Below are 22,430 nucleotides of genomic sequence, written 5' to 3'. Positions count from 1 at the left end.
GACTATAGTCATTGGTGAGCCAGAGCGAATCTGACCATTCCCCTGCCAACCTGGCCTAATCCAATTCCGCGATTACACGGCGGATCTTCTTGTGTTCCTTGATGCGGAACGTGAATGTTTCGCTGCCGAAATCACTCAGGCTCAGGCTGAGATCGAGGCAGCGTTGTCTTTTTTTGAACCCCTTGATGGTGGATGGAGTTATCCCGTCGGGCACGTCGCATCCCACTGAGCACGTCCCAACCACCCATCTATCAAGGTTCAAGCAATGAATACTTTAGAGTTCGATGATGCACAAAAAACCAATGGCGACCTGGTTCAGGGTCCGCTGCCGGCCGGCACTGTCGCGCCCGACTTCACTCTTCACGCAACCCCTGATCAACAGTTGTCGCTGCGTGAGCTAAAGGGAAATCCCGTGATACTGGCGTTTTATCCCGCTGACTGGACTTCGGTGTGTGGTGACCAACTGACCTTGTACAACCAGTTGTTACCCACCTTCAGAGAATACGGTGCGGTGCTATTGGGTATCTCGGTTGACAGCGCCTGGTGTCATCAGGCCTTTGCCAAAGATCGAAATTTCCACTTCAGCCTGCTGGCCGATTTCGAGCCCAAAGGGGCGGTGGCACGACAGTATGGAGCGTACGAGTCCCAGCTCGGAGTTTGTAAGAGGGCACTGTTCGTGATTGACAAGGAGGGGGTGGTTGCCTGGAGCTACGTCTCACCAATGGCAATCAACCCTGGGGCGGACGGCATTCTGGATGCGCTGGATGCTCTGGTGAATTCGCCACAAAGCACGCCAACCAAAAATTAACAGGTGATTACATGGCCACTCTCAAAGTCCCGGTAAGTGCCAACGACCATCGCCAGGGAAGTGCGCATGCCAAGGTCACCTTGGTGGAATTTGGCGACTATGAATGTCCCTATTGCGGTGAAGCTTATTGGATGGTCAAGAATCTGCAGCAGCATTTTCGCGATGATTTGCTGTTCGTATTCCGTAACTTTCCTCTGACCACCGCTCACCCGCATGCATTGGGTGCAGCGGTCACCGCGGAGTATGCCGGGAGTCGAGGGTTCTTCTGGGAGGCCCACGACGAATTGTACGAAAATCAGGATCGATTGGGCCTGCCGCTGTATCGCGCCATCGTTCTCAAACACGGCCTTCCCAAGGAGGAATTCGATCTTGCAATGCAAGAGGATACTTACATTCCCAAAATACAAGCCGATTTCAACGGCGGTGTACGCAGCGGCGTGAATGGCACCCCAGCGTTTTACATTGACGGGCTTCGCTATGACGGAGTTCCAGAGTTCATCGGGATGAGTCAGATGATTGAGCTTTTGTTAGTGCGTGGACGAAATCGCTAGAGAGCCAAATCGGCTTGGCATCACCCACATCGGAGCCGAGGAAAAACCAACGTTAGCTTCCTTTTACATTAAAGAGGTGGACACGGAGCCGGCAACTAATGAAATCTTTGAAGTATTATGAAGAAAATCGACACGCCACATGGTTGGAGTTGTTTTTTGACCTGACTTTCGTTGTTACGATAGGCCAGGTTACGCACACTCTCGGACATGTTCATGACGGCCACTTTGAACATAAGCAATTATGGACATTCTTACTGCTTTTTGTACCGTTGTGGTGGATCTGGTCCAGTCACACGATTTACTCCAACAGGTTCGATACAGACAGCAATCTTCACCGTTTGGCAACATTATTCATAATGCTCCTGCTCATTGTGCTATCGGCACGGATCGGAGAAGACCTGAAAGTGAACTACCCGCTTATTATTGCCTGCTATTTTGGAATACGAGCGATCATCAGTGTTATGTACATTTCATCCATTAGTAAACTCGATTCTCGCGGCGAACTTTCCTCAAGGCTTGGTTTTGCCCTATTAGTTAGCGCAGTTATTAGCCTTTCATCCGTTATTTTTGACCCGCCCTTGCGTTACCTTGTTGCTTATATTGGGATTATTCTTGATATTCTGTTTCCTGTATTTTTCTGGACTAAACTAAAACCGTTGCCAGCACACACGGAACACTTGGTTGAGCGCATAGGTCTACTCACCCTAATCTTATTGGGGGAGTCAATTATTAGCCTTTCTGGAGGCTTATCTAACATTCAATGGGGTTATTATAATGTGATGGCGGCCATCACCGGATTTATCATGATTTGCAGTATCTGGTGGATCTATTTTGATAGTTTTTATTTATTGAACAAACATCAAAGCAGTATGAGTGGGCACGCCTTGATCTACTCGCACCTTTTTCTTTTTATGGGGCTGGCACTTCTGGCAAATTTGATCAGGCATGCGATCCTGAACGACATTGCGATGCGCGATTTCCAGATTATGTCGATCACCGGCATGGTCTTGTTTTTCCTGGGGAAGCAATATGGCTATTTCATAGCTGTGAGTCGAATAAGGAAATACATACTGCAAAACACCTTGATCGTGTTTTCTTTAGGTGGGTTAGTTATATTTCTACCGCGTGTCGAGTACATATTGGTCGGCTTGACAGTCACCATGATCTGTTATGTTCTCCTGAATTTCAGATATCGTTGAGTCTTGATTATCAGGCCACAGCTCGGGAAAAGTGATCAAGCGGCTGGTCTGCGGTTTGCGCGCTGCCTACCTACTACGTCATTCTCAGTGTCCAAGCGACATGCGACGCTACCCTTGGTCTCTTTGGGTTTGTAATCCTGGTGTCGTCGACCATAGTTAATTGCCGGATGCCCCTTTTAGCTATTGCGACCAGATAGCACCAGCCGCATCGTAACAACAGGAGCCACGTCATGGTCAAAGTAGCGTTGTTCGTTCGTCTGGAAGCAAAACCTGGGAAAGAGAAAGAGGTGGAGCGCTTTCTCTTGAGCGGCCTTCCTTTAGTGGAGGAGGAGCCAGCCACTACAGCCTGGTTTGGAATCCGCTTGGGGCCGTCTACCTTTGGCATCTTTGACGCATTCCCGGATGAAGCGGGCCGGCAGGCTCATCTTTCGGGCAAGGTCGCGGCGGCGCTTATGGCAAACGCTGCCGAGCTGTTTGCCGAACCGCCATCAATCGAGAAGGTTGACGTCCTTGCGGCCAAGCTACCCTGAAAGGATACGCGCGCAAATCGTGTCCATGGACGGCGTGGAAGCCGCACAGAATCTGCAAGGCAATGTGCTCATCACGGGTTTAGGCTGGGTAGGGTAGATTGCTTGCCGGGCACCGGTCGCTCATGGCGCGAAGATCTCCATCATTGATGTAGATCCGGAGGTCATCCGCGCCGTGACACTTTATGGTTTCGTCAAGTGAGCATTCGTCGGCGTAGCAGTGACCGATGTTCAATGCGCTGCCGGACGCGGCTGCACTCCGAACTGCGCAACGATGTGCGTACCCAATTCCTCGATAACCTCCGCCGCAGGGCGCTTGCCGTATTTGAGATTGAGAATGACGTGGTCCACGCCGATTTCCTCAAGCGACTCCAGCAAAAACCGTAGATGGTAACGTCCCAGTCTGAAACCCAAATGGATACGTGTGGGGGGCGTGGACGGATTTTCATCGAGATCGATGTACAGCGACTGAGTAAAGGGCTTGTACACAGAGCCACATTGTTTCGTGACCTCCAGTCGCCAATCTTCCACGACCAGCCGCTGCATGTTCGGAATGCGTGGATAGTTGATCCATCCGTTGCTCTCACGCGCGATCCAATCCAGTGACTGGCGACTGTTGCCGGTCACGAGCATTGGAATGAATTGGGTGGTAGGTTTCGGAATCAGGTCTGCGCCTTGCATTTCACCAGTGCTCCAGTGGATGGGCTCAAAACTGGTGCTGTGGGCGCGGCGAATCACTTCGTAGTGTTCTCGAAAGATCTCTCCACGCCTTTCGGGATCGACGCCAAACGCCGAAAACTCCACTGGCCGATCTCCCGAAGCAACCCCCAGAATCAAGCGACCAGTGCTCAACTGATCGACGCTGGCTGACGCCTTGGCCGTGTGCAGGGGATGGTGCAGCGGGATGGCGATGGAGGCGGTGCCAAGTGCAATCTCCGAGGTATGGGCGGCCATATAACCCAGGTAAACCCAGGGGTCGAAGACTTGGCCGACATCGCCGAAGCCAGGGTCGCGAAGCGGCACGTCGCGAAACCAGAGCGCGCAGAAGCCCAGCGCCTCGGCTTTTTTAGCCAGTGTGACCTGGTTGAGCATGCTCGGAGTGTCCCCGTCGAACGCCTCCATGGGAAAGAATAATCCAAGGCTCAAATGCCCCTGAGTGAAGGTTCGGCTGAACCCTCGATGCTGCTGGTAAGGAATCGTGCTCGGCCGATACATACGGATTGACCTCATGGCAGAACGTGAACAGCGCCCCCGTTTCCAGAGGTGCTGCGGCATCGGTCGCTTTTGAACGGCAGGTGGGGGGACTGGGTCTGGCTTTTACCCGTTGCGCCGTACTGCTGGTCGTGTGGACCGGACTCAGGGGGCAGTTGCTGGCGATAGGCGCGGGTTGGTCCGGGTGGGTATTAAGCGGACGGTCAAAGGAAGTCAGATCTCTCGGCTCTATACCACCAGATGGGCAAGGCGTTCGAGGAATCATTCTATAAGCGTAGGCGGTTTTGCAGCTCTCCGCCATATTCTTGCAATCGAGCCACTGACGGGCGAAAGTCGCATATCGAAGGCAGTTATCGGTCGTTTCCTGCCATTCCAGAACGGCCGCTATTCGCCGATTGCTGCCTGTCGCGGAGGGCAGCATTCGGCCAAAAGCTGCCACGGTAACGGGTAGAAAGCGGCAAAAAATAGTCATTGGAGGAATGTCAACACGAAGTCGATGTCCATTTCATCGACCGCCGGAGGCGGCCGTTATGACACTCGCTGGTTTTGGCCCTAGTGACGTGAAGCTTGATGAAATAGCTTATTGGAAACGTTAGATAATTAGGAATATTCTCTGAACGCACTCATTTGAACCGCAGATCTATGACCAGCCAAGAGTTCTCTCAAGACATTAATGCTATCCACCGCATCAAAGCTGTGCCGGTGATATTGAGCATGGTCAAGCACGTCACTGGAATGCGGTTCGCCGCTGTCGCCAGGGTCACTGAAAAAAACTGGGTGGCGTGCGCAGTAGATGACTCCATTGAGTTCGGCTTGAAACCTGGCGACGAGCTGGTGCTTTAGTCAACGATCTGCCATGAAATTCGGCAGCACAGAAAACCGGTCATTTTTGGCCACGCCAGTGAACATCCCGTTTTTTCCCTGCATCACACGCCCAGAACCTATGGATTGGAAAGCTATATTTCTATTCCGATCATAAAGGCAAACGGCGAGTTTTTTGGGACACTGTGTGCCATCGACTCTGTGCCTGCTCATCTCGATGACCCGGCCATTGCCAACACACTTACGCTTTTCGCCCAATTGATAGCGTTGAGCCTCGATGCCCAGAATAATCTCGAGCTTGCCCAAGCGGAGTTAGTTAATGCCCAGGAGCACGGAAGGTTGCGCGAGCAATTCGTCGCCGTACTCGGGCATGATCTGCGCACGCCATTGAGCGCCATTCGTATGAGCGCCGATCTGCTGGAAACCAAAACAACGGACAAAAGATCGCTTAGCTTAATTTCAGCCATTCGTACTAGCTCCACACGCATGGGAAACCTGATCGAAAACGTGCTGGATTTTGCCCGGGGTCGAATGGGGAGCGGAATTCCAATCAAACGCCAACTTGTCGATGATCTGGGCAACACACTACATTTGACTCTGAATGAGGTTCAAATCTCGCACCCTCGAGCTACATTTATTGAGTTGGTAGACATACCGGCCGGTGTCTATTGTGACCCTCTGCGTATCAGCCAGTTGCTTTCCAACTTGTTGGGAAACGCAGTCACCCACGGCTCATTAGCGTCGCCTATCACTGTTAAGGCCGACACTGAAGTGGACGAAATTGTTATATCTGTGACCAACCAAGGCCCCCCGATACCGCCGCACTTGTCGCCCTTGCTGTTTGAACCTTTCACCCGATCAGAGGCTGGACAACGTGGTGAAGGCTTGGGCTTGGGACTCTATATCGCCTCCCAAATTACCACTGCGCACGGAGGCAACCTGAGCGTGGTGTCCACACTCGAATCGGGAACTTGTTTCGTAGCAAGATTTCCCGCTCGTCTCAAATGTGCCTAAACAACGATCTTCATCCTTCAGATCATTGTTGATCGCCTTTAGACAGTGCCATGTCCCTTCGCCTGGATTTTTACTGATAATAAGTACATGAGCCTATCGGCTTTTTAAGACAAAGTCCTTCTTTTAGTCCGAAGGCTTCCTTTAGACGATGTCCGCTTCTGGCCGTTTTCTGCCCGTCGCGAGAGGCAGAAAACGACCCAATGCAGCCCTTCTTTTTCATTGTGTCTGTAACTGTCGGCAGCCGACTGTCGGCTCTCGACAGGCCCGGCGCATCGGGCTTGCATTGAACTACTTGCGCTTCAATTGCTGCTGGGACTGTTTCACTCGAAAGGTCAGGACAGGTCAGGACTTAGGATGCGGCTGAGCGATTCTTTCCCTGCGTACACGGATTAAAAATCTGGCGAATACTCTCGCTGGTTCCTATATAGGTTTTGGTACCTGGTACCGCCACAGCCGAGTAATTCTTGCGATCGGTGACCTGAATAAAATTTCCTTGCGCAGCCGTGAAGCTCTCAGTGTTTGGCGGCACTAGCACGCTCAGGAACTGGGCTTTCTTGTCGAGGGCCAAAGCACCTCCCACGGTAATTGGCGCCAGCATGGCGGCCCAACGTTCACTGAATAGGTAGAAGGTATCGGCTGCGGCTCTGCCACTTTGCAGGTGGGCACACTGCACATCGCTGGCGTTGATGACTTCAGCTTGCTGGTAGATGCCGCCCTTATAGAAGGCCAGCACTAGCTTGCTCTTGGTCAGCACACCCAGGCCTTGCTTGGGTCTGCACACTTGCAAATCACCATAGGGAGATAAGCACCAGTTGGTTTCGGTGATAGTGACGATTTCGTCTGCGCTGAGCTTCAGATCGCGTTCAATATTGGCGCGGGCTTCCGGGGTTTCGTAAGGGATTGCGCATGCGCTCAATAGAGCTGCGAGGGTAAGGGCGAGTAGCGGGGTTCTCATCAAGCGTCCTTTGCTGCTGGAAGGTACATGTAAATGACGAATATTTTTTTGCAAATCTCTTCCTTCAACACTCTACGAGTCAAGCAATCGCGAGAGCAGGAGAAAATAGCCGTCGTTGAGATTGGGTTCTGAGATAAGAACATCAAAGCGGACGATGTGATCGACAAACTCTGGCCGCTGATGACGGCTGAGCAGATCCTCCACCGGTCTACGCACCGGGAAAATTATACAGATCGCGCTGAGTTTAAAGAGCTGTTGGAAAATCTGCTAAAACTCGTCGTTTGAATTTCTCGACAGCTAGCGCGCGACTGAGATCCATTTTGGGTCAGACGCCGCGTCGTGCGCTGGCGTCCAAAAAGCAGCTATCGTGAGAGTCCGCTTTTGGCCGAAAGCGGTCCTTTCTGATGGGTGTTTTTTTGGCCGAAGGGGGGACGATAAAAAGGCGGCGGAATATTATCAAACCACCGTGGGCTGCAACTCTTGCGCCAGTTCAATCAGTGCGCGCAATCGCGCCGGCACGAAGCGATGGCCCGAGTAGTAGAGCCTCAACCCGCCAAACGACGGGCACCATGGCATCAACACCGGCACCAGGACGCCGCTCGCCAGTTCTTCTTGGATGAACCACTCGGAAATGAAACCAATGCCAAGGCCCAACACCACGGCCTGTTTGATGGCCAGCAACTCGTTGGAGGCGAAGCGCACCGGCAGATCCATCTGCAGCTTTTGGCCATCGCGCTCCAATTCCCACTGGTAGAGGCCACCGTGGGCCATGCGCATGCAGATGCTCTGGTGGGTAAGCAGATCTCGCGGATGCTCGGGCACGCCGTGGCGTTCGAGGTACTCGGGCGTTGCTACCACGAGCATCCGGATGTCACCTGACAGTGGCACGGCAATCATGTCTTGCGGCACAGACTCCGCCAGGCGGATCCCGGCGTCGAAGCCACCGGCGATGATGTCGACCATGCTTGATTCGCTGACGATGTCGATGCGCACTTCGGGATAGCGCTGAGCGTACTGCTTCAATAGCGGATCCAACAGCAGGTAGGCCGCGCCATGCGGTGCATTGATGCGCAATGTGCCGCTGGGTTCATCGGGGCCGAGGCTGGCTTCTTCGCCGGCACTTTTGATCTGCGCCAACGCAGGGGCGATACGTGCCACATAGCGTTGCCCAATGTCGGTGAGGGCCACGCTGCGCGTGGAGCGATTGAACAGGCGCACTTTCAGGCGTGCTTCCAGGCCGGCCACCGCGCTGCTCACGGCGGTGGTGGACATGCCCAATTCCTGTGCTGCGCCGCGAAAACTGCTGCGGCGCGCCACGGCCAGAACCACTTCCAGCTCGGTCATTCCTGTTCTGTGCATGGATTGTCCTGAATATGCGGATGCTTCATAAGCCAAAGGGTGGCTTATCGGAATAATGAACCCTTCTTAGACTTCATCACAGAGGCTCGATTCAGGCGAGTCGTTTTTGAGCGAGGAGTCGCCATGCAACTCATTGAACATATCTACATCGACGGCGAGTTCGTCATTCCGCACGGTCAGGAATGGTTCGACCTTCATAACCCGAGCACCGAGGAAGTCATCGGTCAGGTTCGGCTGGGCGATGCATTAGACGCACAGCGTGCGATCGCAGCCGCCAAGGTTGCGTTCCCGGCGTGGGCTCGTACTAGCCGGGGGGAGCGCATTGCGGCACTGCAACGCATGCACCGGGCCATGGCGGCAAGGGAGGAGGAACTGTTGGAAGCCATCCTCGTGGAATACGGCGCGCCTGCGGTTCGCGGGCGCTGGATGGCGACTTATCCGGCCGATGTGATTGCGCAAGCAATCGATGCACTGGAGGCGTTCGATTTCGAGGAACAGGTCGGCGTGGCCAGGGTCATTCTGACGCCCGTGGGCGTGACCGGTCTGATCACGCCCTGGAACAGCAATGCGGGCTTCATCTGCAACAAGCTGGCCACTGCGCTGGCGACAGGCTGCACCGCTGTCATCAAGCCCAGCGAGATGAGCGCGTTGCAGACGCAGGTCGTGGTCAGAGCGTTGCACGATGCGGGGCTGCCACCGGGTGTATTCAATGTCGTCAACGGACGGGGCGATGTGGTTGGCGAGGAGATCGCCCGTCATCCCGACGTTGCCAAGATCTCGTTCACGGGTTCGTCCGCTGTCGGTCAGCATCTGGTAAGAACCGGTGCCGACACCATGAAGCGCGTGACGCTGGAATTGGGCGGCAAGTCCCCCACCGTGGTGCTTGACGATGCTGATTTCCAAGCGGTCATGCCGTTGGTGCTGCAAGCCGGATTTCTCAACAGCGGCCAGGCTTGCATCGCGGGCACTCGCATCCTCGTGCCGCACAGCCGGCTGGCAGAGTTCGAGCGGATTGCGAAGGAGGGTGTCTCACAGATTCAATCGGGCGATCCACGCAGCGCCGACACCGACATCGGTCCGATGGTGAGCCAGAAACAATGGGAGCGGGTGCAGCGCTACATCCGTACCGGCCACGAAGAAGGCGCGAGGTTGCTGGCGGGTGGCGAAGGTCGCCCGGAAGGCTTGCATGCCGGATGGTTCGTGAAGCCCACGATCTTCACTGATGCCACCAACCGGATGCGCATCGCGCGTGAGGAAATTTTCGGCCCCGTGCTGACGATCATCCCCTACGAGGATGATGCCGATGCGATCAGCATTGCCAACGATACGGACTATGGTCTGAGCGCCTTGGTGCTGGGAAAAAGCTCCGAACGTTGTATGAACGTCGCCCGTCAGATCGATTCGGGACGCGTGCTCATCAACACCCTGGCCCACGAACCGCGTGCCCCCTTCGGTGGATTCAAGCATTCAGGCCTTGGGCGCGAAATGGGCAGGTGGGGGATGAGCGCGTATTTGGAGCCAAAGACGTTGATCAGCTATGACCCATTGAAATGACTGGGTCAGGTTCCTGTCTGGGAGCACTGGATGAGGAATGGCAGTTAGCGTCCGCTTTTGGCCGAAAGCAGCCTACTGCTCCACTCAAAATTCGTCTGTCGCATTAAATTTGGCAATTGAAATTGACGGGAGGAGGGCGGTCTGAAAAGTAGGGTTGCGGAAATGGCCGAAAAGATGCGGAAACGATCTATAAAGAGAGGAGCAAAATTCCTGAAAGCCAGAAACGACAAAGCCCTGAATAATCAGGGCTTTGTCGTATCAAATATGGCGGAGGCGATGGGATTCGAACTCATGGACCTGTTACAGTCGACGGTTTTCAAGACCGCTAAGTAAATTCAAACGGGCTGCGTGTTGCAGCTGTTTTTTGTTCCATTACTTTCAGTTTTCAGCACCCCTACAGACCGCATTCTATAAGGGGCTGCTCTTCAGTTATGGAACGCATTTTTCGCCTATTTCGATGGCTTCGCGATGGCCCCGACGCGCCGGTAAACCCGCTCGGTGATGTCGCCTTTCGTGTGACCCAGAAGCAGACTTGCATCACCTATATCGCTGATTTCCGACGCAGCCTTCGGCCGGATATCACGGAACTGGAACTCACCGATCCGACCGGCAAGCAGGTCGTCGCCCTGTTCAAGGGCCTCCTGTTTTGCCTTTTCCCGCGCCGCGTCCCAACGCTTCCTGAGCATCGTGGCGGTCATTCGTTTACCGCTCCGGTTGATGATCAGGTAACTCGAAACGTGCTGGGCATTTCGCTCTGTGATTGCTGCGATCAACTTGCCCAGGCTGTTTGATTCCCCGCCGGTCGTGATCTGGATTCGAAGCTTCTTCTGCGTCTTGTTTTGCTGGACTGTCAGATATCCGCCCTCAACATCATCCTTCCGCATGACCAGCACGTCTGCCGGCCGCTGGCCGGTCAGATATGCTAAGTCCATCGCTTCTTTCAGCTCCTGAGCTGCCTTCTTGTACACCGCCTCCCAAACCACATCATTCGCGTAATAGTCCCTCGGCGTTTCCTTGTTCTTGCGCACGCCCTGACAGGGGTTTTCCTTTGTCGTCAGGCCCCACTCCCGGGCAATGTTGAAAATGTGGGAGAGGGTAGCGATCTCGCGGTTGGCCCTGACCTTTGCCGATCGGGCGTCACGATAGCCGGCAATCGTTGCTGGTGTGATCGAGTCAATCGGCGCGCTGTCGAACATCGGCCGCAACTGTTTGATCTCTGCCAAGTTGTCCTTCTGCGTGCGCGGCGCTTTTTTGGGCACCACGTCGCGGATGTACCGGTCGAATATGCCTTTCATGGTGCGCAGATCGAGCGGCTTTTCCTTGGCTTCCAGCTCGGCCCATTTTAACCTGGCTTTGTCGAGATCCTTGCCCAGCGGTATGTCCTTTCCGAGCAGGTCGCGGTAGTAGTAGGCCGTCCAGGTGGTTCCGTTCTTGCGTTTGCGGGATCGTTTGTACATCCGTGGTGGCAGGTGGTGGTGCTCGGTCTTGCGGGGGCGCATATCAGTTCACTCGCGAGAAGTCTGGCGTCCATGCCGGCGCGGCCGGCGGTGGGTTCGGGTCGGCAATTGTAGGGCTGATCATGCCCAGCTTCATGCGGGCGTACATGCGGCCCACCAGCGGGCGCTTGCCCCGGCTTTCGACAAACACCCACTGGCGGTCAATCAGCCAGCGGCGTTGGTAGGCCCTGGCCTTGTAGCCGGTGAGTTCGGCCAGCTCCTCGTCAGAGAGGATTTCGGTTTCCATGGGATTCTCCACGCCGCCGGCGGCGGCAGAGGGTTTTAATGAAGGGTCACGCTGTCCTGCCCTGGGGCGATGGCGCGAGCCTGTTGTTCGGTTCGGAAGGACATGTGCTGTTTGGTGCCTTTGCAGTCGGCGATGACCCACCAGAAGCCGCCGAAGCGGTGCGGGCCCTTGATGATCTTCGTGATGGTCATGGCGCACTTCCTTGCCCGGGTGGGCGGTGCCGCGCGGGGCGGCAGAAGGTGATGAGTTATGCCGGCAACAAGCCTTTCGCTTTTGCTTCTTCCCGGCATTTCTCGCGAAACTCTCGAGCCTTCTCGATCGCTTGTTGCTTGGTGGCCGCTTTCCAGGTGGGGCCAACTTGAATGAACTTGCCGCGCAGCTTGCCGCACCAGTGCTTCACGAAGTCGCCGTTTTCGATATGGCAGATGGTGCCGGCTGAGGCTTTCGGCGCGGTCGCGTAATCCACCAGCTTTTGGTCGTACGTCAATTCAGGCATGCGGAGATTCCTCGCCCGCCGTACACCGGCAGGCTGTTGAGTAGGGGGAGGGGTTAAGCGTTTGCAGCGTCGTGGAAAACGTCCATCTGCGCGGCGCCGTCGAGCCACGCCTTGTCAATCCGGCGGCGGGCCATTGCGGCGTATTCGGGGTTCAGTTCGCAGATGATCGAACGGCGACCTTCCTGCATCGACACCAGCGAAGTGGTACCGGCGCCGCCGAACGGGTCCAACACCACACCGCCGCGCGGGGCGCCGGCAAGAACACAGGGGCGGATTAAATCGGGCGGGAATGTAGCGAAGTGGGCGCCCTTGAAACTGTGTGTGGCCACAGTCCACACGCTGCGCTTGTTGCGAGTAACGCGAGGGCCGATCTTGTGGAGGGAACCTCGGATGTTTGAGTTTTCCGTGGAGCGCTCGCCCGGCAACGCTTCTATCGGCGCTACATTCCCAGGGCCTCGCGGCTCAATCGCGTCTTCTGCGATGGCGGCCTGGTCGAAGTAGTACTTCTTCGATTTACTCAGCAAGAAAACGTATTCATGCGACTTGGTGCAGCGGTCGCGCACGCTCTCAGGCATCGGATTTGGCTTGTTCCATATGATGTCCTGTCGCAGATACCATCCATCGTCCTGCAGCGCGAAGGCGAGGCGCCATGGCATGCCCATCAGGTCCTTCGACTTCATGCCCATCTCGCGGCCGCGCACTCCGGTACCGGACTTGAAACGTGGGTGTTCGTTGATTTGGCGGGCCGATGTGACGCTGCGCCCTGACATCTGACCGTCGCCTTGAGGTCTGCCTTGCGCGCCCCAGCTTCCCGCATAGCTGTCGCCCATGTTCACCCAGATCGTGCCGTCGTCGCGAAGTACTCGACGCACTTCGCGGAATACTTCGACCAGTCGTGCAATGAACTCGCCCGGGGTTTCCTCTAAGCCGATCTGCCTGTCTACGCCGTAATCGCGCAGTCCGAAGTAGGGCGGGCTGGTAACGCAGGTGTGAACTGACTTATCCGGCAGCATCCGCATCATGTCGATGCAGTCACCGACAAGAATGCGGTGTTGTTCTGTCATCGCCACGGCCCCTTGTAGATGAGGTAGGCCATGTAGAGTGGGACGAAGATCATGGCTGAACCCTCTTGAACTCGACGACCCAGACCCACGGGTTGGCGTCCCAGTCGCCGCCGGTGGCGTTCCACAGGTTGGCGAACGCAAAGCGCGGGGTGAAAAGGCATTGGTCATGACTGGTCGTCTTGTCCCATGCCCAGCCGTTCCGTTGCTGGTGGCCGACCTTCGCCGGACAATCACCGACGTCTTTCCAGCCGGTGCCACCGTGGAAACACTGCTGTCCGTAGTCGGTGAAGAAGCAGCCTTCGGCCTTGGCCTGGTCATCGCTGATGTCCTGTAGCCGCTCGACGCGGACGTCGGTGATCTCCAGCAGGATGCGGCAGGCCCAGCGAGGCATGTGGATTGAAGGGCGGCCACGACCCTGGGCGATCATGGAACAGCCGGTTTGCCGAACTGCGCCATCTGCTGGGTAAAAGATCGGTTCGCCTTGGCTTGGATCTCGCGGGGCGACCGCATCGACCTGAGCCTCAGCTGCCCAGGCCTCGCGTACCCACAGGCGCTCGCCGCGCCGGCCGTACGGAGACGGCGCAAACTCTTCCAGTTCCTTGGCGCATTCCGCTTCAGTCGCTCCGAACACGCAGAAACCGTAACGGGGGTCGCGCTGGGCGGTTGCACTCCATCGATGACGTTCGCCCTCAGGAATTGAGGTGTCCTCGGTGGGAATCTGAAATCCCCTCACCGGCCGGCGCGTAACCGTCTTCCGGCCATCCAGAATGGCGCGCACCATCGGCGCCGAGAACAATATTGGGCGTTCTTTCACCATGCTACGCTCCATGAAATACAAACAAGTGGGTGTGATATGGCAGGCCAGGAACTGACCGTTTCGGATTGGATGATTGTTACCGCCACGCTGCTGGGTCCAATACTTGCTGTACAGGCACAGAAGTGGATCGAAAGATCCAGGGAGAACCGAGCAAGGAGACTTCAGGTTTTTCATACGCTGATGGCAACGCGCGGAGCACGTCTATCTGCTGATCATGTTCGCGGACTGAACATGATTGATTTGTCGTTCTATGGGTATGTAGGTTTTGGGAAAAAGTGGACATCAAAACGTGATCAAAATGTTCTGGATGCCTGGAAGGAATATCACGACCATCTAAGTGACGTGGCCAATATGAACTCCCTGAGCAATGAAGCGCTCTTCGCTCAACGTGATGAATTATTCGTAAACCTGCTTTTTGCGATGGGACGGTCGCTGGGATATCAGTTTGATCGGGTTCAACTGAAGAAAAGCTGGTATTCACCAAATGCGCATGTTCAATACGAAGCGCGTATGGATAATCTGGTTACAGCTGCGACTGGAGTTCTCGAAGGTAAAAGTCCGATTCAAGTTGTTCCAGGAGTTTTTGAGCGGCCCACCGCGCAAAGCGATACGGAACCCCCTCTTTGACCGCTTTAGCGGCTGACTTTGAAGGGGGAGGGAGCTATCGTGTTTAGGCATTACGTGGCCTTTCCTTGCTAAAATGGCGTTACCAAATTTTAAGGAAGAATTCGTGGGATGTTTGCGAAAGTATTGGATAGAACAGGCGAAATGGTGGTGCAGCCGAAGCTTAGAGTGGTGGGCTGCGCACCTGACTGCGTTGTATATCGGTGGAGCGATCACCATTATGGGGGCAAAATTTGATGAGCTGATAGCGTTGAAACTGAATGAAATAGGAGATCTCGCTGCTGGCGTGTTTGGACCGGTAGCGTTCTTGTGGTTAGTCTTAGGCTACATCCAGCAAGGGCGCGAATTAAAACTAAGCTCAGCTGCTTTACAGTTACAGGCTCAAGAGCTCAAAAATTCTGTTGAACAACAGAAAGAACTCGTCGCTATCTCACGTGAGCAAGTAAATACCGAGCTTGAAAGTATTCAAAGTGCTCGCGAACAAAGGGCAAAGTCAATTCGGCCGCTTTTTGTTATTTCTGGAAATGGAGGGTCTCACATGGGTCTACTCATGAGTTGGAATTTTCTGTTCAAAATTTGGGTTCGCCAGTTACAAGTGTGAATTTCGATTTCTCTGATCAGTTTGTATTTATTGGTCAGACCAAGCATTTGATGGAAACTAAAGATATTGCACGCTTTAAGTTGAACGTTGAAGGGCGCGGGGACGGAGTTGGGGATAAGCTTACTGTGACGTATCTTGATGCGGATTTTACTCCTGGAGTATGCATGTTTAACATCACGGTGTTACCAGATGATAGATATCCGGGTCTGAGGTTTGAGCAGTTGTAAGCTCCATCGAGCCAAATCGAGAGATGTCCAACTTTTCTGTGAGCATGGGCGTCGTATGCCGGGGCATGCCCGGGCGGTGGTGGGTGGTGATCAATTGCCAGCTTGGATGCTATCTTCCAAGCTGAACTTCAATTGGCTCGGAGGCTGAGATGTCTGAAACAAAAGTGCGACGCGTCTACCACTTCGTTAATAGTGAATACGGATTGCAGAATGTACAGATGCGGCGATTGAAAATTTCAACTATTCTCGGTCTTAACGACCCCTTTGAACTTCTTAGTAACAACATCCGAAACAAGCAAGTCCGCTCTCTATTCAATATCGCAAAAAGCATTTTTGACAAAAGATTTGGTATCATCTGTTTCAGCAATTCGAGTCAAAGCCCCGTACAGTGGGCGCACTACGCTGATAGGAATAGAGGTGTATGCCTTGGTTTCGATGTGCGTTCTGATTCGCTCATAGATATAAAGTACATCGATGAGAGAGTTAACGAGGCCAGTTTTCCCACGCACCCAGACCATGCCGAGGAGTGGATGCGCCAAATTCTTTCTACAAAATACTCGCAATGGGCATATGAGGATGAGTCGAGGTGCTTCTTCAATCTTGAAACTAAAACTGGCGACTACTACTTCAAAGAATTTGATAGCGATATTGTTTTGAAAGAAGTTCAAGTGGGTTTTCATAGTGAAATAACTCGTGCGGAGCTTTCAGAGAAACTAGGCGCACTGTCCGGCACTGTCTCCTGCTTCAAGGTTCGGCCTGCATTTGGATCTTTCCAAATGGTTCGAAACGAGAATGAGTCTTTGTGGAAGTGATTTAAGTATGCGCATCATGCAGCAGCTTTCAGTGCTTCGATGATTCGCTTACCTGCGAGTGGCGGTACCGCGTTTCCGGTCATGTGCATGGTCAGCCGGTGGTTGTCCGGGCGCAGCGTGTCCTTCGGGAAGGACTGAGCGGCCATCGCTTCGTCGGCGGTGATCATGCGCATCATGTCGCCGTCGACGACTGCCCAGCGGTCCAGCGTGGTGATGGTGCCGATCGGGCGGTCAAGGCTGCGCCCGGTGAGGCCAGAACCTGAGCCGTAGTAGGGCATCACGAACCGGTCGCCGAAGCGCTCGCGGCCATTCTTCACGCGGGTCAGTGTTGACGCGGCGCGGCCTGGCTTGTTGATCGGCGACCACTTGCCGGCGTCGAAGTCGATAATCTCGCGGGCGGGTACGTGCTGATAGCGGGGCAGTTGCAGGTGCAGCGGCGCCTTGCTGCGCGAGCAGACCATGAACAGGCGCACGCGGTGCTGTGGGACGCCAAGGTCGGCGCAGTCCACGATGTGCGGTGCCAGTGAGTAACCCAGACGCTGCATGGCATCAGCCCATGCCGGGTACAGGATCCAGTCCATGAACTCCGGTACGTTCTCGATCACCGCGAAGTCCGGTCGGTTGACCTCGGCGTTCTGTACCGGTGCCCAGGCTGTCGATCGCGAGTTGTCGTGCTGAGTATTGCCGGCTGACTTGCCGCGAGCCTTGGTGTGCCCTTGGCAGCAAGGAGAGGCGAGCATGACATCGTGCTTCGGCACGTCACCCCAGTTCGCCTGGTGCAGATCCTGACAGACATGGATTGTTTCCGGATGGTTTGCGCTGTGCCATTTAACGGCTTCTGGCCAGTGGTTGGCAGCCCAAAGCACTTTCAGGCCTGCCTCCTTTCCGCCAGTTGTCCATCCGCCGCATCCGGCGAACAAGTCAATTGCTGTGAGCATGCTGAGCCCTTGCCGGCAAGTGCCGGGTAGTGAAGTGAAGTGAGGTCAAGCGGTTGCGGATAGGGCCAGAATGTCGTCGCCACCGCGTGCGATGCCGGCGTGCAGTTCAACCTTTTGGCCGGCAAGCATCCCTGCGATCTGGGCGTTCATATCCAGCTCGACGCCCTTGCTTTTGCGTGACTCTTTGATGTCCTGAGTGGCGAGGTATTCGCTGATCAATGCCTTGTCCTTCGCCTGAATCGCGACGAGGTCTTGGTCGGTGGCGGACTGGCCGATCGGATCATCATCGGCCTGAGGCACAAGCGCTTTCAGCTTCGACTGAACCTCCCATACCCATGCCAGCGCGAAATGGTCGCCGGCGGTTTCGGGCGAGTAGTCACTGCGGCGAACTCCAGACCTTACTGCCGAGCAGTATTCTTTGCGCGCCTGGGTGAGTTTGGTGTGCAGTGACTCATACGCATACAAGGCGATGTTTTGAGCAGGAGAGACGCCGACAAATGTCGCGCACTCGATCACTTGGCCCTTTGCAGGGCTCCACTTCCTGCGGCGCAGGGTCGTGCAGTTGAATGCATCCGCTACGGCGATGCTCAGCTGCTGATCCCATGCTGGCCGCCGCTTGGCGCGGTACAAGTCCGACTCGACCTCGCCTACGTCGCTCAACTTCACGTCCATATCGGTAAGCCGGTACTCGCGCATCAGCGCCTGGGCTTGGCGCAACGCGGTGGCGGCTTCGTACTCGTTGGCGCTCTGGGCCAGTGCCAGGCAGTGCTTGATTTTGCGGATCGCTCGCTCGAGTTTCTTTTCGTCGATCTGTTGTGCGGACATAGAGGATCCTCGCCGGCTGGCGTGATTCGTAGAAGTGGGGTATTTGTGTTCGGCCCGGCATGGAGCCGGAAGGAGAGTGGTTGTGGTTAAAGTTGTCGAAGTTGTGCTTGAGCTTGAAGCTTCTGGTTTTATCAACAGCGACAAAGTCACGCGAGGTCGCATCTTGAGATCGATCCCCGACGGTGTACTTTCCTGTGAAGTTGATGACGGGGTTAGGGGTGCGACTAAGCCGAATGGAGCGTTCGAGTCTGTCGACGACGCTAAATCAGCACTTATTGCCTACTGGGAAAAATGCAACGTTGTCCTCCAGTCTCATTTTTGGGAACCCAAGAGCCGATGATCCTTCAAGCCTGAGGCGAAATCGAGCTGGCGCCCTTTGTGGTCCGGAGCTGTGGCTTTGGTGAGATGGTCAGGCCGGCGTGAAGATTTCGTCATCAGGCTCTGGCGGATCGTCAGTCAGCGACTTCATTCCTGCCGCCTTAATAATGCGCGACACCTTTTCAGTGACAACGAAAGGTGTCGTGACACAGTGCAGCATCTTGGCCTGGGTATCAAAGTCGGCGGCGATCAGGTTCATCAGCAGCAGCTGGTAAACCTCCTGCTGGTTACTGAAGCCGTGGGCGACCATGACTCGTTTGAGGTCTGGCTTGAATACGCCGGCGACCTCAACCGTAAACTTCTCGACGCCCAATGCAGCGTCCTTGGCTGCTGCCTTCTCGCGCTTCTTGCGCTGCTTGATGGCTTCCGCTGTCAGCTGCGGCTCTTCCACCGTCAGTTCCTGTTCTTCGGCCATGGCCTACCTCTTCAATTCCGCTGGCCGGCAAGTCCAGCCAGGTCTGTCGCTTGCTTTCTTGCTCCCAGCCGGAAAACTCCGAGGCCGGTGGTGGCAATTTGGTAGTGGTTGGGTTATCTATGTCATCCGCGTAAACAAAAAAATCAAGGAGCAAGATTGTGATGGATGATATCCCTACCATCGAAGAGCTGATGATGTCGCTGCAATATTATGTGCCAACTGGTACAGCAGAAGGCGAAAAATACATTTTGCAAGAAGCCTTCGTCCAAACGCACGAATACGCGGATATTATTGCTCCTCCTATAGGAAGTCCTCGTCTTTTAGTTGGAAAAAAGGGTTCCGGAAAAAGTGCCATTTTGGATTTTACACTTCGATTCCTTAAGGATGCAGGGCTACCAGGACTTTTAATAAAACCTCTGAATCTAGAACTGTCGGCTATGGGCGAGAATGCTCCCTCTGGAGAGCTCACACGTATAGCTTATAATGCAATCATGAAAGCAGTTTCCGATGAAATTGCGAAGCAGTTGCCGTCAATGGTGACAGGGGATAATGCTGAGTTGTTGCATTTGGCTACTGCTGAAGGTGTAGTAAGGGCAGATTTTGTATCAAAATTTGCACGCATATTGAATGGGTTCTCTAAACCTTTCACAGGTTATGATTTTTCAACGTTACTTCCTTCAGCTACCACTGTTAGCTGCAAAAGATTAGAGCGCCTGGTAAAATCTAATATAGAAACATCAAAAACCGCTTTTTATATATTGATTGATGATACAGATCAAGTTGCTAACCCTGGGACAAGAAATCACCTTAATCGCATATGGGCGTTTATTCTTGCTGCGCGCGAGTTGTCATTAAACAACGATAAGATTCGCTGTGTCATTACACTGCGGGATGAGATTTGGCGTGCCCTCGAGAAAGAGGGTTCTGGACAACGAGATCAAATTGACCATTTTCGACCGTTGGTTTATCGAGTCAATCCATCCTTAGACCATGTTCAAAGTATTATCGAAAAACGCCTGATATTGGCTGCAAAGCGTGCAGGCTATGAAACCGTTGATGCAAATTATTCGCTTTTCTTTGACGGAGATATGCCGAGGATGCCGTTCAGTGAAAAACGAAGCAGTTGGCCAGATCTGATTAAATATCGCTCTCGGGAAAGGCCAAGAGATGCCGTTCAATTGGTCAACATGCTTGTGCAAATTGCGCTTAGAAATGATGCAAAAAAAATTAATGAAGACATTTTTTCTACCGTAATGCCTATCTATTCAAAAGAGCGCGCTGAGCTGGTTGCTGGAGAGTATGAAGCCGAATGCCCCCAGATGATCCATGTTATTAGATCGTTTCATAAGTTGGAATTTAAGCATGGCTCTTTTTTAGCAGATACTGAAACAGTGCGGGCGCATCTCATCCATATACAGAGTGCATTTACTATTACGATGAATGGAGTTGCACTCAAGCCTACTCGTGAAGAGGATATACTTTCTCTTTGGTCGCTGTTGTTTCAGGCAGGGGTTTTCTATCCCCGCGTATCTGACTCACGACAAAAAGAGGGATACCGATTTGTATTTCCCCATGAAGAGCCTGGATTGGTAACGAAGGCAAGGTGGAATGACCTCCAGCAAAGCTTATGGGAAATACATCCAGTATTTCGAGATTTTCTTATTTCAGAACAGAAGGAACAAAGTGCTCGTTTTGGCTTAGCATCCAAAGCCACTCGCTTTAAAAGCAAAAGGTGATGCACTTGTTGTGGGGGACGCCCCGGCCGTTGTCGCTGGCTGTCTCCCGTACACTTATGTCGTAACAATATTTTCCGTGCGCGCGTATTGGTGGGTCAAAAGCCTCCAATCATGCAGATACGCTGAAAGGTTTTTTCGAGCGCCGCTTGAGGACCGTTTCAGGGTCTATTTTCTTCGAGCGGGGCGGTGGCAGCGGATTGCGCGGCGGACTTTTCAGCTGGTCGATCTATCCACCGGCGGCCAGGTACTGGGCGACTCTTTCAGAGATCGACTCAGCGTCTGGCCGGTGCTGCTCCACTAGGTTCAGGTGGTTGCTGATCATGCTGGCCTCACTTGATCCGGATCGAACTTTCGCCGCGCTCAAGGTGAGCCCATACCGGTTCTAGCAGCAGTTCATGCTCCGCGTCTTCGCCGGATTCAATGCGCTTGCGCACAGCATCGTTGTGTTCGCGGATTTCCTTGAGCCGAACGGCGATGATTTTCTTGTCGGGTGTGATCACGCTCTTCACTGAGACAAACTCATCAGGCACGGCTTGTTCGTTGTCGACAATGACCTTCTCGGGCGAGAGCGCGAGAGTGATGGTGAACAGTGGTCGCTTGATCGATTTGATGTCTGCGGCCTCCATGTTCCGGCGCAGGTAATCGCTGAGCTGGCCCACAGTGTTTTTCTTGATGCGCTTGAGCTCGTTCAGACGGTCGACCTCCTTATCGATGGCGTCGATATCACCTTCGATGTTCCGGCGCAGCATGACGACGTTGTCGGCCTTAACTTCGAACTCACCCTTGATGCCATCCATGGTGTCTTGGATAGCCTGGCGGAGCCCCTCGTCGTCGGTGTCGGCCAGTGCAGCGAGTTCGGCCATCTGCCGATTCAGTTTGTAGAGGTCAGTCATGCAGCACCTTCCATAGCGTCTTCAAGGTCTGCTTTGCGGGCATCCTTGGCGCGGGTGAATTTGAGTTTGTGGACTGCGCAATCTGGATCGGTTTTGCGCAAGTCCAGCTTGCGCATCGCCGACTTGTAGAGCTGTTCCAGCTCATTGAGCGACTGCGCGGTGCCAATCAGGTGAAGTGTTTCCGAGAGCCATTCGCGGTACTCGGCTGCCAGACGCTCCTTCGCTTCGATCTTGTCCTCGGCGCGCTCGATTTCAGCTTCACCCAGACGTTCGTTGACGTAGTGAATGTCGTCATAAAGCCCCAGACGAACGTCGGCGGAGAAGCCGAGTTGGCTCAGGCACTTACCTATCGCGTCCGTAAGGGACTTTTTCGGGGCATCGAAATCAGTGCTGATGCCAAACCGGTTTTGCGTGATAAAGGGCGTGTGCCCGTAGTGCGTGATCGTCTTGCGTTCACCATCGCCGCCCAGGTACCACAGTGCGACTTTGAGGGTATGGACCTGAGCGTGGGTCAGCACCGTTCCTTCTTTATTCAGCAGCGGGCCTCCAATATCGAAGCGCTCTTCGATCACGTCATAACCCCAGCCGGTACCACATGGGCCGAATTGCTCGGTGGCACGTTTAGCCAAGTACTGTGCATTTACCGCGGTACCGGTGAAACCGCCGGAACCGGTGTATTCCTTGGTGAACTTGGGGTCGGTTTTTTCGACCTCTTCCCAAAGGGCGAGGTTGGGTACGGACATGACTATCTCCCGCCGCGCAAGTACGCAGCTCTGAAAGATGTGGTTTATTGAGTGATGCGATCGGCGAGGGCGCTGAGCAGCATCAGGAAGGTGAAGACGCCAATGGCGGAGAACGAT

25 protein-coding genes and 1 pseudogene are annotated in these 22,430 nt (G+C 54.2%); 11 read left to right on the top strand and 15 right to left on the bottom strand.

All coding sequences use genetic code 11. The features are described 5' to 3' along the window. Positions 1 to 265 precede the first annotated feature (265 nt). The 4 genes from AC07XZ_RS23195 (at position 266) to AC07XZ_RS23180 (ending at position 3,088) form a co-directional block, all read left to right on the top strand. Entirely contained in the window at positions 266 to 808 is a 543-nt protein-coding gene (locus tag AC07XZ_RS23195; RefSeq protein WP_102687725.1) for a redoxin domain-containing protein, read from the top strand. Between the two features lie 11 nt (positions 809 to 819). Continuing rightward, positions 820 to 1,359: a DsbA family protein gene (locus tag AC07XZ_RS23190; RefSeq protein WP_078047886.1), complete on the top strand. Its 540-nt coding sequence runs from the start codon at positions 820 to 822 to the stop codon at positions 1,357 to 1,359. Positions 1,360 to 1,457: 98 nt separating this feature from the next. Beyond that, entirely contained in the window at positions 1,458 to 2,558 is a 1,101-nt protein-coding gene (locus AC07XZ_RS23185; RefSeq protein ID WP_102687724.1) for a low temperature requirement protein A, read from the top strand. 230 nt (positions 2,559 to 2,788) lie between these two features. Beyond that, the gene (locus tag AC07XZ_RS23180; RefSeq protein WP_102687723.1) at positions 2,789 to 3,088 is read left to right on the top strand and encodes a putative quinol monooxygenase; all 300 of its coding nucleotides are present in this window, start codon (positions 2,789 to 2,791) and stop codon (positions 3,086 to 3,088) included. A 228-nt stretch (positions 3,089 to 3,316) separates the two neighbouring features. Here the strand turns inward: AC07XZ_RS23180 and AC07XZ_RS23175 are convergent, their stop codons facing one another. Next, a complete protein-coding gene (locus tag AC07XZ_RS23175) occupies positions 3,317 to 4,300 on the bottom strand; it encodes an LLM class oxidoreductase (RefSeq protein ID WP_102687722.1) in 984 nt (327 codons plus the stop codon). Between the two features lie 639 nt (positions 4,301 to 4,939). On the opposite strand from AC07XZ_RS23175, the gene AC07XZ_RS23170 reads away from it, so the two are divergent. Together AC07XZ_RS23170 and AC07XZ_RS23165 are read left to right on the top strand one after the other, a co-directional pair. Then, complete coding sequence (locus tag AC07XZ_RS23170; RefSeq protein ID WP_256590575.1) at positions 4,940 to 5,140, top strand: hypothetical protein; 201 nt, start codon at positions 4,940 to 4,942, stop codon at positions 5,138 to 5,140. 6 nt (positions 5,141 to 5,146) lie between these two features. After that, positions 5,147 to 6,133: a GAF domain-containing sensor histidine kinase gene (locus AC07XZ_RS23165; protein ID WP_305887954.1), complete on the top strand. Its 987-nt coding sequence runs from the start codon at positions 5,147 to 5,149 to the stop codon at positions 6,131 to 6,133. Between the two features lie 349 nt (positions 6,134 to 6,482). Here the strand turns inward: AC07XZ_RS23165 and AC07XZ_RS23160 are convergent, their stop codons facing one another. Both AC07XZ_RS23160 and AC07XZ_RS23155 read right to left on the bottom strand, forming a co-directional pair. Beyond that, on the bottom strand, positions 6,483 to 7,142 hold the full coding sequence (locus AC07XZ_RS23160; RefSeq protein ID WP_256584385.1) for a hypothetical protein: 660 nt from the start codon (positions 7,140 to 7,142) through the stop codon (positions 6,483 to 6,485). Positions 7,143 to 7,544: 402 nt separating this feature from the next. Next, positions 7,545 to 8,447, bottom strand: a complete 903-nt coding sequence (locus AC07XZ_RS23155; RefSeq protein WP_256590574.1) for a LysR family transcriptional regulator — start codon at positions 8,445 to 8,447, stop codon at positions 7,545 to 7,547. A 123-nt stretch (positions 8,448 to 8,570) separates the two neighbouring features. Here AC07XZ_RS23155 and AC07XZ_RS23150 point away from each other — a divergent pair, with 123 nt between their 5' ends. Next, positions 8,571 to 10,001 carry an aldehyde dehydrogenase family protein gene (locus tag AC07XZ_RS23150; protein ID WP_102687719.1) on the top strand — a complete coding sequence of 477 codons (1,431 nt, stop codon included), beginning with the start codon at positions 8,571 to 8,573 and terminating at the stop codon, positions 9,999 to 10,001. Between the two features lie 449 nt (positions 10,002 to 10,450). Here the strand turns inward: AC07XZ_RS23150 and AC07XZ_RS23145 are convergent, their stop codons facing one another. Genes AC07XZ_RS23145 through AC07XZ_RS23120 form a run of 6 tightly spaced genes read right to left on the bottom strand, consistent with a single transcriptional unit; the run spans position 10,451 to position 14,121 of the window. After that, positions 10,451 to 11,500: a tyrosine-type recombinase/integrase gene (locus AC07XZ_RS23145; protein ID WP_102687718.1), complete on the bottom strand. Its 1,050-nt coding sequence runs from the start codon at positions 11,498 to 11,500 to the stop codon at positions 10,451 to 10,453. A gap of 1 nt (position 11,501) precedes the next feature. Continuing rightward, entirely contained in the window at positions 11,502 to 11,744 is a 243-nt protein-coding gene (locus tag AC07XZ_RS23140; protein ID WP_039772214.1) for a DUF4224 domain-containing protein, read from the bottom strand. 35 nt (positions 11,745 to 11,779) lie between these two features. Then, positions 11,780 to 11,935, bottom strand: coding sequence for a hypothetical protein (locus tag AC07XZ_RS23135; protein ID WP_158247731.1), 156 nt, complete (start codon positions 11,933 to 11,935; stop codon positions 11,780 to 11,782). Positions 11,936 to 11,991: 56 nt separating this feature from the next. Then, a complete protein-coding gene (locus AC07XZ_RS23130) occupies positions 11,992 to 12,240 on the bottom strand; it encodes a hypothetical protein (RefSeq protein ID WP_102687717.1) in 249 nt (82 codons plus the stop codon). Positions 12,241 to 12,293: 53 nt separating this feature from the next. Beyond that, positions 12,294 to 13,304 (bottom strand): DNA-methyltransferase, encoded by a 1,011-nt coding sequence (locus AC07XZ_RS23125; RefSeq protein ID WP_102687716.1) that lies wholly within the window; start codon positions 13,302 to 13,304, stop codon positions 12,294 to 12,296. 49 nt (positions 13,305 to 13,353) lie between these two features. Next, positions 13,354 to 14,121 carry a hypothetical protein gene (locus AC07XZ_RS23120; protein WP_102687715.1) on the bottom strand — a complete coding sequence of 256 codons (768 nt, stop codon included), beginning with the start codon at positions 14,119 to 14,121 and terminating at the stop codon, positions 13,354 to 13,356. Positions 14,122 to 14,157: 36 nt separating this feature from the next. Between AC07XZ_RS23120 and AC07XZ_RS23115 the strand changes: the two genes are divergently transcribed. From AC07XZ_RS23115 to AC07XZ_RS23105, 3 genes are all read left to right on the top strand, one after another. Next, positions 14,158 to 14,748 (top strand): DUF6680 family protein, encoded by a 591-nt coding sequence (locus tag AC07XZ_RS23115; protein WP_146024028.1) that lies wholly within the window; start codon positions 14,158 to 14,160, stop codon positions 14,746 to 14,748. Positions 14,749 to 14,851: 103 nt separating this feature from the next. Beyond that, positions 14,852 to 15,346 (top strand): hypothetical protein, encoded by a 495-nt coding sequence (locus AC07XZ_RS23110; RefSeq protein ID WP_102687714.1) that lies wholly within the window; start codon positions 14,852 to 14,854, stop codon positions 15,344 to 15,346. Positions 15,347 to 15,722: 376 nt separating this feature from the next. Continuing rightward, positions 15,723 to 16,385: a DUF2971 domain-containing protein gene (locus AC07XZ_RS23105; RefSeq protein ID WP_102687712.1), complete on the top strand. Its 663-nt coding sequence runs from the start codon at positions 15,723 to 15,725 to the stop codon at positions 16,383 to 16,385. Between the two features lie 14 nt (positions 16,386 to 16,399). Here the strand turns inward: AC07XZ_RS23105 and AC07XZ_RS23100 are convergent, their stop codons facing one another. From AC07XZ_RS23100 to AC07XZ_RS23090, 3 genes are all read right to left on the bottom strand, one after another. Next, positions 16,400 to 17,323, bottom strand: a complete 924-nt coding sequence (locus AC07XZ_RS23100; RefSeq protein ID WP_102687711.1) for a DNA cytosine methyltransferase — start codon at positions 17,321 to 17,323, stop codon at positions 16,400 to 16,402. A gap of 45 nt (positions 17,324 to 17,368) precedes the next feature. After that, positions 17,369 to 18,148, bottom strand: a complete 780-nt coding sequence (locus tag AC07XZ_RS23095) for a DUF2786 domain-containing protein (RefSeq protein ID WP_102687710.1) — start codon at positions 18,146 to 18,148, stop codon at positions 17,369 to 17,371. A gap of 409 nt (positions 18,149 to 18,557) precedes the next feature. Then, a complete protein-coding gene (locus AC07XZ_RS23090) occupies positions 18,558 to 18,941 on the bottom strand; it encodes a hypothetical protein (protein ID WP_102687708.1) in 384 nt (127 codons plus the stop codon). A gap of 161 nt (positions 18,942 to 19,102) precedes the next feature. Between AC07XZ_RS23090 and AC07XZ_RS23085 the strand changes: the two genes are divergently transcribed. Further along, on the top strand, positions 19,103 to 20,677 hold the full coding sequence (locus tag AC07XZ_RS23085) for a P-loop ATPase, Sll1717 family (protein ID WP_146024027.1): 1,575 nt from the start codon (positions 19,103 to 19,105) through the stop codon (positions 20,675 to 20,677). A 109-nt stretch (positions 20,678 to 20,786) separates the two neighbouring features. Here AC07XZ_RS23085 and AC07XZ_RS23080 read toward each other — a convergent pair. From AC07XZ_RS23080 to AC07XZ_RS23070, 3 genes and pseudogenes are all read right to left on the bottom strand, one after another. Continuing rightward, positions 20,787 to 20,999: pseudogene (locus AC07XZ_RS23080) on the bottom strand (hypothetical protein). A gap of 7 nt (positions 21,000 to 21,006) precedes the next feature. Next, positions 21,007 to 21,570 (bottom strand): siphovirus Gp157 family protein, encoded by a 564-nt coding sequence (locus AC07XZ_RS23075; RefSeq protein WP_102687707.1) that lies wholly within the window; start codon positions 21,568 to 21,570, stop codon positions 21,007 to 21,009. Continuing rightward, on the bottom strand, positions 21,567 to 22,313 hold the full coding sequence (locus AC07XZ_RS23070) for a hypothetical protein (protein ID WP_102687706.1): 747 nt from the start codon (positions 22,311 to 22,313) through the stop codon (positions 21,567 to 21,569). Before AC07XZ_RS23070 ends, AC07XZ_RS23075 begins: the two co-directional genes overlap by 4 nt. Between the last annotated feature and the right edge of the window lie 117 nt (positions 22,314 to 22,430).

This window comes from Pseudomonas sp. GW458-11-26-14-LB4, from assembly GCF_059423925.1.
Note: the sequence above shows the minus strand (reverse complement) of the source record. Positions and strands in the feature narration are given on the sequence as shown.

Coding starts and splice junctions, on each gene's coding strand:
- AC07XZ_RS23140 (WP_039772214.1), bottom strand. CDS start 11,744: ATGGAAACCGAAATCCTCTCTGACGAGGAGCTGGCCGAACTCACCGGC.
- AC07XZ_RS23090 (WP_102687708.1), bottom strand. CDS start 18,941: ATGGCCGAAGAACAGGAACTGACGGTGGAAGAGCCGCAGCTGACAGCG.
- AC07XZ_RS23180 (WP_102687723.1), top strand. CDS start 2,789: ATGGTCAAAGTAGCGTTGTTCGTTCGTCTGGAAGCAAAACCTGGGAAA.
- AC07XZ_RS23115 (WP_146024028.1), top strand. CDS start 14,158: ATGGCAGGCCAGGAACTGACCGTTTCGGATTGGATGATTGTTACCGCC.
- AC07XZ_RS23075 (WP_102687707.1), bottom strand. CDS start 21,570: ATGACTGACCTCTACAAACTGAATCGGCAGATGGCCGAACTCGCTGCA.
- AC07XZ_RS23170 (WP_256590575.1), top strand. CDS start 4,940: ATGACCAGCCAAGAGTTCTCTCAAGACATTAATGCTATCCACCGCATC.
- AC07XZ_RS23120 (WP_102687715.1), bottom strand. CDS start 14,121: ATGGTGAAAGAACGCCCAATATTGTTCTCGGCGCCGATGGTGCGCGCC.
- AC07XZ_RS23085 (WP_146024027.1), top strand. CDS start 19,103: ATGGATGATATCCCTACCATCGAAGAGCTGATGATGTCGCTGCAATAT.
- AC07XZ_RS23175 (WP_102687722.1), bottom strand. CDS start 4,300: ATGTATCGGCCGAGCACGATTCCTTACCAGCAGCATCGAGGGTTCAGC.
- AC07XZ_RS23125 (WP_102687716.1), bottom strand. CDS start 13,304: ATGACAGAACAACACCGCATTCTTGTCGGTGACTGCATCGACATGATG.
- AC07XZ_RS23070 (WP_102687706.1), bottom strand. CDS start 22,313: ATGTCCGTACCCAACCTCGCCCTTTGGGAAGAGGTCGAAAAAACCGAC.
- AC07XZ_RS23150 (WP_102687719.1), top strand. CDS start 8,571: ATGCAACTCATTGAACATATCTACATCGACGGCGAGTTCGTCATTCCG.
- AC07XZ_RS23145 (WP_102687718.1), bottom strand. CDS start 11,500: ATGCGCCCCCGCAAGACCGAGCACCACCACCTGCCACCACGGATGTAC.
- AC07XZ_RS23195 (WP_102687725.1), top strand. CDS start 266: ATGAATACTTTAGAGTTCGATGATGCACAAAAAACCAATGGCGACCTG.
- AC07XZ_RS23095 (WP_102687710.1), bottom strand. CDS start 18,148: ATGTCCGCACAACAGATCGACGAAAAGAAACTCGAGCGAGCGATCCGC.
- AC07XZ_RS23130 (WP_102687717.1), bottom strand. CDS start 12,240: ATGCCTGAATTGACGTACGACCAAAAGCTGGTGGATTACGCGACCGCG.
- AC07XZ_RS23190 (WP_078047886.1), top strand. CDS start 820: ATGGCCACTCTCAAAGTCCCGGTAAGTGCCAACGACCATCGCCAGGGA.
- AC07XZ_RS23155 (WP_256590574.1), bottom strand. CDS start 8,447: ATGCACAGAACAGGAATGACCGAGCTGGAAGTGGTTCTGGCCGTGGCG.
- AC07XZ_RS23105 (WP_102687712.1), top strand. CDS start 15,723: ATGTCTGAAACAAAAGTGCGACGCGTCTACCACTTCGTTAATAGTGAA.
- AC07XZ_RS23185 (WP_102687724.1), top strand. CDS start 1,458: ATGAAATCTTTGAAGTATTATGAAGAAAATCGACACGCCACATGGTTG.
- AC07XZ_RS23135 (WP_158247731.1), bottom strand. CDS start 11,935: ATGACCATCACGAAGATCATCAAGGGCCCGCACCGCTTCGGCGGCTTC.
- AC07XZ_RS23100 (WP_102687711.1), bottom strand. CDS start 17,323: ATGCTCACAGCAATTGACTTGTTCGCCGGATGCGGCGGATGGACAACT.